The following is an 8300-nucleotide window of genomic DNA, read 5'->3' on the forward strand; positions in this document are numbered from 1 at the left end:
ATCCAGGGATAAGCCTTCAGATACACAACAACCTCCAACAAGGTGGCTGTTGCAATCACCCCCAGAAATCGCCCTGGGACTTTGCGGACATAAGCGTCTGCTCGCGGGAAGAAAGGGGGCTCGCCGGAAAAGGGGCTCGCCGGCAACGAACTAGTCGTGGATTTCGATGACCTCGTAGACGTTCTCGGCGTAACGGGCCCTGATGGTCTTCTTGTCGAACTTACCGACGCTGGTTAGCGGGACCCGGTCGATGAACGCCCACCGCTCGGGCAGCCACCAGCGAACCACCTTGTCGCGTAGGAAGTCCCGTAATTCGCCAGCGGTCACCGAAACGCCCTCGTGAACGACGACGACGGCCAGCGGCCGCTCCTGCCAGCGCTCATCGGGCACGGCGACGACGGCGGCCTCGGCCACCGCGGAGTGTCCCATCAGGTGATTTTCCAACTCCACTGATGAGATCCACTCGCCGCCGGACTTGATGACGTCCTTCGCGCGGTCGGTCAGCGTGATGAAGCCGTCGGGGTCGATGCGGCCGACATCGCCGGTGTGCAGCCAGCCGTGGTCGAACTTCGACTCGTCGCGGCCGCGGTAGTACGCGCCGGTGATCCACGGGCCCCGCACCTGCACCTCGCCGACGGCCTTGCCGTCATGCGGCAGCGGATTGCCGTCGTCGTCGACGATCCGCGCCTCCACCCCGCACACCGGGCGCCCCTGCGTCACGCGCTGCCCCCAGTGCTCCTCGTCCGACGCGCCGGCCAGCGGCCACGCGATGGTCGCCAGCGGCGACGTCTCGGTCATCCCCCACGCCTGGATGATCCGGACGCCGTAACGCTCCTCGAACGCCTTCATCATCGACATCGGCACCGCCGACCCGCCGCAAGCGACCAGCCGCAACGAGGAAATATCGTGTCCTTCCGAGGATTCCAGACAATGCATGACGTCGTTCCAAATCGTCGGCACCGCCGCCGATATCGTCGGCCGCTGCGTCTCGATCAGGTCGATTATCGACTTCGAGTCCATGAACCGGTCGGCCATCACGATCGCCGCGCCCGCCATCATCGCTCCGTACGGCATGCCCCACGCATTCGCGTGAAACATCGGGACGATCGGCAGGACCTTGTCGTCACACCGAACCCCGATTGCATTGGCTGTATTGGTCATCATCGCATGCAGATAACTCGAACGATGGCTGTAGACAACGCCTTTCGGATGTCCGGTCGTGCCGCTCGTGTAGCACATCGCGGCCGCCGACCGCTCGTCGAGCTGCGGCCAGTCGAACGCCGGCGACTCGTCCGCGAGGAGCTCGTCGTACCGCAGCACGGTCATTCCCGACGACTCCAGCGCGCCGACGTCGCCATCGCCGACGGCGATCACCGTGTGCACGGTCTCCAGCTGCGGTAGTACGGGCGCCAGCACACCGGCCAGCGACAGGTCGGCCATGATCACCTGATCTTCGGCCTCATTGGCGATGAACGCGATCTGTTCGGGCGACAGGCGAATGTTCAAGGTGTGCAGCACCGCCCCCATCGACGGGATCGCCAGATACGCCACCAAGTGCTCGGCGTTGTTCCACATGAACGTCGCCACCCGCTGGTCGCCGGTAATGCCTATGCGTCGCAATGCATTTGCCAGCCGACCGGCCTGCTCACCCACGTCGCGGTAGGTGGTGTGGCGATATCCGTCGCCGGTCGCCGTCGTCACTGTGCGATCGCCGTGCATAGTGCACGCGTATCGCATGATCGTGGCGATCGACAGCGGGACATCCTGCATCGTGCTGTCCATCGGACAACCCCCTCGGGTTAGGGCGCCGTAGCCCTGCGCGGCCAGATGGTCGCGATGCTAACCCGATGCTCAGGTGATGTAGGCAGTTCTCGGCGAACCGCCTGAACCGGACCCCCGCCTGCGCCGCCAGCTGTCGAACCAGCCGAAGCGCCGTACCCGCGGCGGGGGTGTAACGCTGCGCAGCCGGTCCATCTCGACGGGCTCGAGCGCCTCGGTGCCGACGGTGTCGACGGGCCGCTCCTCCAGCTCGTGCAGCGGCGAATCCGCCGTCAGCAACACGCGCTCCCAGCCGCCGGGCACGCCGACGATGCGGTGTGCGCGTGCCGCGTCACGCAACACGTCACCCAGTTCGGCCTCGAGCAGCTGGCGCATCATGTCGGCGCCCTGCCGCGGATGGGCCAGCATCCACGAGTGGTAGGCGCCGGGCACCTGGTAGAGCGTGGCGTCGGCGCGCTCGGCCATATCGCGGGCGCTGTCGAACGGCACCACGCGGTCCTTTTCGCCGTGCACAACGATGGTCGGCACGCTCTGCTCGCGCATCGCCTCCAGCATCGGCGTGTAGTCGCCGGACGTGATGATCGCCCGCAGGGCACCCGGTAACCCCAGCGGCGTGCGTACATTGCGGGCAAGGGCGGCGGCCATCTGCCGCGCATACCGCTTGCGTTCGGGCATCGGCAGCCGGCGCGGATCGCCAGGTGCGTCGTAGGCCGCGTTCATCAACGCCCGCGCCGCCCGCCGAGGTGACCGGACCGGCGCGCGGATCGACTCGTCGAACGGGGCGCCCGCGGCGGCATTCAGCAGCACCGCGGCCAGCACCCGCTCGGGAGCCTGCGCCGCCAATTGGACGATCATCCGTCCGCCCATCGAGTGGCCAAGAAAGACCGCCTTGCGCACCCCGAGGGCGTCCAGCGCACGGAGCGTGAGGTCGACACGGTGGCTCAGGTCACCGGACTCGCGCGGCAGGTTCGGAGTGAAGCCGTGCCCCGCCGCGTCCAGCGCGATGACCAGGAATCCCATGCCAGCCAGCCGACTCAGCAACCGCACGTAGGCCCGGCCGCTGAGTGCGATGCCGTGCAAGAAGACCAGCGGCACGCCTCGACCGCCGACGGTCACGCCGACCTTGTGCCCGTCGTCGAGGGTGATGACCTGGTGCGACAGTCGAACCCTGGCCATCGCGGGTGTCTGAGTCACGCCCCCATGGTTAACCACCGGCGAAGACGATGCCCAACCTCAGCGCTGTGGGGTTGCTTACGGTTAGGTCAGTTCGCGATGAACCTCACGACATGCGATTTCGCGTTGTTCACCGGATGATCACGGCGACCTGGGAACTAAATGTGTGTCCCAGGCGATCTATCTAGGGGATCATTGACCGACGACTACGAGAGGTGCGGTTATGCGCAACAAATGGACGCTCGCAGCTGCGGCCGTGGGTGCGTGCGCTGCGCTGGCCGCGCCAGCCGGGATCGCATCGGCCGACGAGAGCGCGCAGCAGACGATCAACCGCCTGCGCGACCAGGGCTACACCGTCAACATCGACAAGATCGGCACGGCGCCGATGTCGGAATGCGTGGTCACCAACGTTCGCAACCCCAAGCAGGTCACCCAGTGGGTGCCCTACGTGGGTCCTGGCAACAACGGCGACAACGCGTTGGTGTTACAGGTCGTCAGCCAGTCGATCTCGGTGACGCTGGACTGCAGCCGGCACTGACGCGGCACAAGCACACACAAGCAGACACAAGCAGACACAAGCATGGAAAAGGCCCGACCGGGAGCGGTTCCGGTCGGGCCTTTCATTGCGCCTCAGGCAGGCGCGGGAACACGCTCCGGCTCGGCGGCAGGCCGGACGTGCTCGTCGTCGACCATCGTGAGTTCGTCAAACGGATCGTCGCCGCGCAGCACCGCGTTGACCTTGTCCCGGTCGACCGTCTTGGTCCACGACCCGACCAGCAGCGTCGCGACCGCGTTTCCGGAGAAGTTGGTGACCGCGCGGGCCTCCGACATGAACCGGTCGATCCCGACGATCAAGCCGACACCGTCGAGCAGGTCGGGGCGGTGACTCTGCAGACCGCCGGCCAGCGTGGCCAGCCCGGCGCCGGTGACGCCCGCAGCGCCCTTGGACGCGACGATCATGAACACCAGCAGGCCGATCTGCTCGCCGACCGACAGCGGGCTGCCCAGCGCATCGGCGATGAACAGCGACGCCATTGTCAGATAGATCGCTGTGCCGTCCAGGTTGAACGAGTAGCCGGTCGGGACGACGACGCCGACCGTGCTGCGGTCCACACCGAGGTGCTCCATCTTGGCGATCAGCCGCGGCAGCGCGGACTCCGACGACGACGTCGAGAAGATCAACAGATACTCGCGGGCCAGGTAGCGCACCAGCTTGAAGATGGACACACCCGATACCGTGCGCAGCAGCGCGCCCAGCACACCGAACACGAACAGCACGCAGGTGAGGTAGAAGCCGAGCATCAGCGTCAGCAGCTGAGCAACCGCGGTCCAGCCGGTCTGCCCAACCACGTTGGCGATCGCGCCGAACGCGCCGATCGGCGCCAGCCACAGGATCATCACGAGGACCTTGAACACCAGCTTCTGCAGGTGCTCGATGCCGCGCAGGATCGGCTCGCCCGCGCTACCCATCGCCTGCAGCGCGAAACCGACCAGCAGCGCGACGAAAAGGGCTTGCAGCACGCTGCCCGACGTCAGCGACGAGAGCAGCGTTTCGGGGATGATGCCTTGAATGAAATCGATCAAACCACCGGACTCGTGCGCCTTTTCGGCCAGTTCGGCACCCTCGCCCGCGACGCTCTCGGTCAGGTTCATGCCGCTGCCGGGGTGGATGATGTTGCCGACGACGAGGCCGATCGCCAGCGCGAACGTCGACATCACCATGAAGTAGGCGAACGCCAGGCCGCCGACCTTGCCGACGGTCGCGGCCTTGCGCACCGAGCCGATGCCCAACACGATCGTGCAGAAGATCACCGGCGCGATCATCATCTTGATCAGCGCGACGAACATCGTGCCCAGCACGGCGACGCTCTTGCCCACCTCTGGCGCGAGGATGCCGACGGCGATGCCCACCAGCACGGCGGCGATGACTGCGATGTAAAGCCAGTGCGTGCGGTCCTTGCGTGCGCGAGGAACCGAACCGCCACTGGACGACGGCGGATCTCCTGCCGGCGGTTGTCGGTCGATGACGGTCATACAGCCTTCCTCCAAAGTCGACATCGAAAGTGATGTGCAAGTAGGTTCGGCCAGTAGGTGAGCCAGGTCACGTTTTAGTTCATTACGTTCAGGGACACGTTTGATGAGAGGCGGGCGGCATGGCTGAGGTCGTGACGACGTCGGACGGCCGCAAGCTTGCGTTCCCCGAAGTCGGCGACCCGGACGGGCCGCTCGTTTTGCACAACCACGGCGGCCCCAGCAGCCGACTGGAAGCGCACCTGCTGGCCGACGCCGCCGCGACCAACGGCATTCGGCTGATATGCGTCGACCGCCCCGGCATGGGCGCGTCTGACCCGCAGAAGAACCGGACGTATAAGGGATGGGCCGACGACCTCCTCGCCGTCGCCGATGCGTTGGGATATCAGGAATTCGGCGTGACGGGCTGGTCTGAGGGCGGACCGTGGGCACTCGCGGCGGCCGCCTATATCGACCCGGCCCGCCTGCGCCATGTCAGCAGCATCTCGCCGGGCAGCTACGGCGCGTTCGGCGACAACTCTGCCGCACAACACCTTTCGAAGATCGACGCGCTTGGTGGCGCCCTGGCGCTGCACTTCAAGCCCGAGTTCCGGTTGATGTATGCCCTTCTCGGGCTGAGCGCCAAGCGCTTCCGCACCAGCTTTGTCAAGCAGCTGATCAACAAGGTCACCGAATACGACCGCCAGATTCTGCTTCGCCCGGACGTTGCAGAGCAATTCGCCGACACCTGCGCCGAATGCTTCGCACACGGCTCCGCAGGCCTGGTCGAAGATGCCGAACTACTGTATCGCCGTTGGGCTTTCGATGTCGGCTCGATCCAGCGACCGATTCACCTCTGGCAGGGTCTTGACGACGCGTTGGTGCCCGACCCGATCAACAAGGCGGTGGCCGACGCGACGCCCGCGCGATCTGGCATCCCGTCGAGGGGGCAGGGCATTTCGTGGCCGTCGGTTGCGGCGACGAAATATTGGCGTTCGCCGCCAAGGAGCTGGGCACGTCGTGAGCAGGTGGTGGCCGCGGTCGCTGGCCGGCCAGGCGATCGCCTTGCAGATTCTGGTGATCGCGGTGATCGTGCTCGCGGGCAGCGTGCTGGCCCTACTTGATGCCCGTCAGGACGGCGATATGGCTGCCCGCCAACAGGTGATCGGCATCCCCACCGCCCTCGCGGAATCGCCGTCGACGGCTCAGGCCATCGAATCCGGAAGAGCCACCGAGATTTTGCAGCCGGTGACCGATGCCGTGCGCACCGACACCGACATCGCGTTCATCACCATCATGTCGCCCGAGGGGATCCGCTTCACCCACACCGATCCGCGCCAGATCGGCGGGCATTACCTGGGCACCATCGAACCGGCGCTGCGCGGCGAAACCTTCACGGAGGTGTACACCGGCACGCTGGGCCCGTCGGTGCGCACGATCGTGCCGGTGCGCAACGAGTCCGGCACCATCGTCGGGCTGGTGTCGGCGGGCATTACCCAGCAGACGCTGGCCGAGCGATGGCGTTCGCAGTGGCCGATGATCGCTGCGGTCAGCGCTGGGGCGCTGGCGATTTCGCTTGTGGGTGTCTGGGCGATCCGGCGCCGTCTGCTGCGACAGACCCACGGGCTGCGGCCCGACGAGCTGCGGGTGATGTACGAGCACCACGACGCGATCCTGCATTCGGTGTCCGAAGGGCTCATCGTGCTCGACCGCACCGGGGTGGCGCTCGTCAACGACGAGGCACGCCGCCTGCTCGGCCTGCCGCCGGGGCCGGTCGCAATGGATGACCTTCCCGAGTTCCTGCGCACCTACAATCCGGGGGCGCGCGACGAAGTGCACGTCACCGACGAACGCGTGCTGGTGGTCAACCGGTCGCGGGTGGACAACCGGTCGCAGGACACCGAAGTGGTCACCATCCGCGACCGCACCGAATTGCAGGGCGCGCTCGGTGAACTCAGCTCGCTGCAGGTGCTGACCGAATCGCTGCGCGCGCAGGCGCACGAGGCCGCGAACAGGTTGCACACCGTGGTCACCATGGTCGAGATGGGCCGCCCCGAGGAAGCGGTCAAATTCGCCACCGACGAACTGGCGCTGTCGCAGCATCTGGTGGACCGCCTGTCCGCCGATGTCGGCGAACCCGCCCTTGTCGCACTGCTTCTCGGCAAGACCGCGCAGGCCGCTGAACGCGGCATCGAGTTGTCCGTCACTGAGGACACGTATCTGCCGTCGGACACCGACCATGTGCCGCTGAGCGGGCAGGAGATGGTGACCGTCCTCGGCAATCTGATCGACAACGCGATGGACGCCTGCGACCGCGACAATCCGTGGGTCGAGGTCACCGTCACGCAGCAGGATCACGCGCTGCTGATCCGGGTGGCCGACAGCGGTCCGGGCATGGACGCCGCCACCTTCGAGAAGGCCATGCAGCGCGGCTACTCGACCAAGACCGACGCCGAGCACCGCGGCCTCGGGCTGGCGTTGGTGTCTCAGGTTGTCAAGCGGCACAACGGTACTCTGACCGCCGACGTGACATACGGGTCGGTGGTGACGGTGACGGTGAGCGATTCATGATCCGCGTCTTGATCGTCGAAGACGAGCCGCTGATCGCCGACGCGCACCAGACCTATCTCGAACGACTCGAGGGCTTCACGGTCGCAGCGGTCGCGCACACGGCCCGCGACGCGATGCGCGCGGCCGCCGACGCCGCGGCCAACGACGCGCCGATCGACTTGGTGCTGCTCGACATCGGGCTGCCTGACGCCAACGGGATCGCGCTGGCGTCGGGCATGTCGAGTCTGCGTCCCGCGCCCGACATCATCGCGATCACATCCGAGCGCGACCTCGAGATGGTGCGGGCCGCCGTCGGCCACGGTGCGCTGGCGTATTTGCTGAAGCCGTTCACGTTCGCGGCGTTTCGCGACCGGCTGGAGCGCTACCGGCGTTATCGCGAAGCGCTGCCCGCCGGCATCGACGCGGCCAGCCAGGCCGAGGTGGATCGCGCGCTGGCCGAGTTGCGGGTCGCGGGCGACAGGTCGACCGCGCCCAAGGGCGCCGCAGCGGGCACCAACGACGAGATCGCCCGTGCGGTAAGGGATTCCGAGGACGGAATCACCGCCGATGCGGTGGCCAAGCGGGTCGGCGTTTCGCGGGTGACGGCGTGGCGTTATCTCGAACGACTCGCCGACGAGGGCACCGTCATCCGCCGCACCGATTACGGCAAAACCGGTCGGCCCAAGACCCGCTACCAGTGGCGCTGAAGCGCTAGGAGCCTGCTGAATTAATCCCGCGTGGCGGGCGTGGTTCTGCTGGGGTTTTCGGGATGATTGACGGGTGCAGGG

7 protein-coding genes are annotated in these 8300 nt (G+C 66.5%); 4 read left to right on the plus strand and 3 right to left on the minus strand.

What is annotated here, in order from left to right; all coding sequences use genetic code 11:
• Positions 1-150: 150 nt before the first annotated feature.
• Entirely contained in the window at positions 151-1782 is a 1632-nt protein-coding gene (locus CQY20_RS32385; RefSeq protein ID WP_097945227.1) for a long-chain fatty acid--CoA ligase, read from the minus strand.
• Between the two features lie 69 nt (positions 1783-1851).
• Positions 1852-2973: an alpha/beta fold hydrolase gene (locus tag CQY20_RS32390; protein ID WP_234816518.1), complete on the minus strand. Its 1122-nt coding sequence runs from the start codon at positions 2971-2973 to the stop codon at positions 1852-1854.
• Positions 2974-3175: 202 nt separating this feature from the next.
• Between CQY20_RS32390 and CQY20_RS32395 the strand changes: the two genes are divergently transcribed.
• Positions 3176-3490 carry a hypothetical protein gene (locus CQY20_RS32395; protein ID WP_097945230.1) on the plus strand — a complete coding sequence of 105 codons (315 nt, stop codon included), beginning with the start codon at positions 3176-3178 and terminating at the stop codon, positions 3488-3490.
• A gap of 92 nt (positions 3491-3582) precedes the next feature.
• Here the strand turns inward: CQY20_RS32395 and CQY20_RS32400 are convergent, their stop codons facing one another.
• Positions 3583-4986, minus strand: coding sequence for a cation:dicarboxylate symporter family transporter (locus tag CQY20_RS32400; RefSeq protein ID WP_097945232.1), 1404 nt, complete (start codon positions 4984-4986; stop codon positions 3583-3585).
• A 119-nt stretch (positions 4987-5105) separates the two neighbouring features.
• Between CQY20_RS32400 and CQY20_RS32405 the strand changes: the two genes are divergently transcribed.
• Genes CQY20_RS32405 through CQY20_RS32415 form a run of 3 tightly spaced genes read left to right on the plus strand, consistent with a single transcriptional unit; the run spans position 5106 to position 8219 of the window.
• A complete protein-coding gene (locus CQY20_RS32405) occupies positions 5106-6086 on the plus strand; it encodes an alpha/beta hydrolase (protein ID WP_234816519.1) in 981 nt (326 codons plus the stop codon).
• Positions 5983-7533, plus strand: coding sequence for a sensor histidine kinase (locus CQY20_RS32410; RefSeq protein ID WP_097945234.1), 1551 nt, complete (start codon positions 5983-5985; stop codon positions 7531-7533). The genes CQY20_RS32405 and CQY20_RS32410 overlap by 104 nt, the downstream gene beginning before the upstream one ends.
• Positions 7530-8219, plus strand: coding sequence for a response regulator (locus tag CQY20_RS32415; protein ID WP_097945236.1), 690 nt, complete (start codon positions 7530-7532; stop codon positions 8217-8219). Before CQY20_RS32410 ends, CQY20_RS32415 begins: the two co-directional genes overlap by 4 nt.
• Positions 8220-8300: the final 81 nt, after the last annotated feature.

It is taken from the genome of Mycolicibacterium agri (assembly GCF_002553505.1).
Classification (GTDB): Bacteria; Actinomycetota; Actinomycetes; order Mycobacteriales; family Mycobacteriaceae; genus Mycobacterium; species Mycobacterium agri.

Bases quoted from the DNA above. Each gene is read 5' to 3' on its own strand.
- CQY20_RS32385 (WP_097945227.1), bottom strand. From the start codon at position 1,782: ATGGACAGCACGATGCAGGATGTCCCGCTGTCGATCGCCACGATCATG.
- CQY20_RS32395 (WP_097945230.1), top strand. From the start codon at position 3,176: ATGCGCAACAAATGGACGCTCGCAGCTGCGGCCGTGGGTGCGTGCGCT.
- CQY20_RS32400 (WP_097945232.1), bottom strand. From the start codon at position 4,986: ATGACCGTCATCGACCGACAACCGCCGGCAGGAGATCCGCCGTCGTCC.
- CQY20_RS32405 (WP_234816519.1), top strand. From the start codon at position 5,106: ATGGCTGAGGTCGTGACGACGTCGGACGGCCGCAAGCTTGCGTTCCCC.
- CQY20_RS32415 (WP_097945236.1), top strand. From the start codon at position 7,530: ATGATCCGCGTCTTGATCGTCGAAGACGAGCCGCTGATCGCCGACGCG.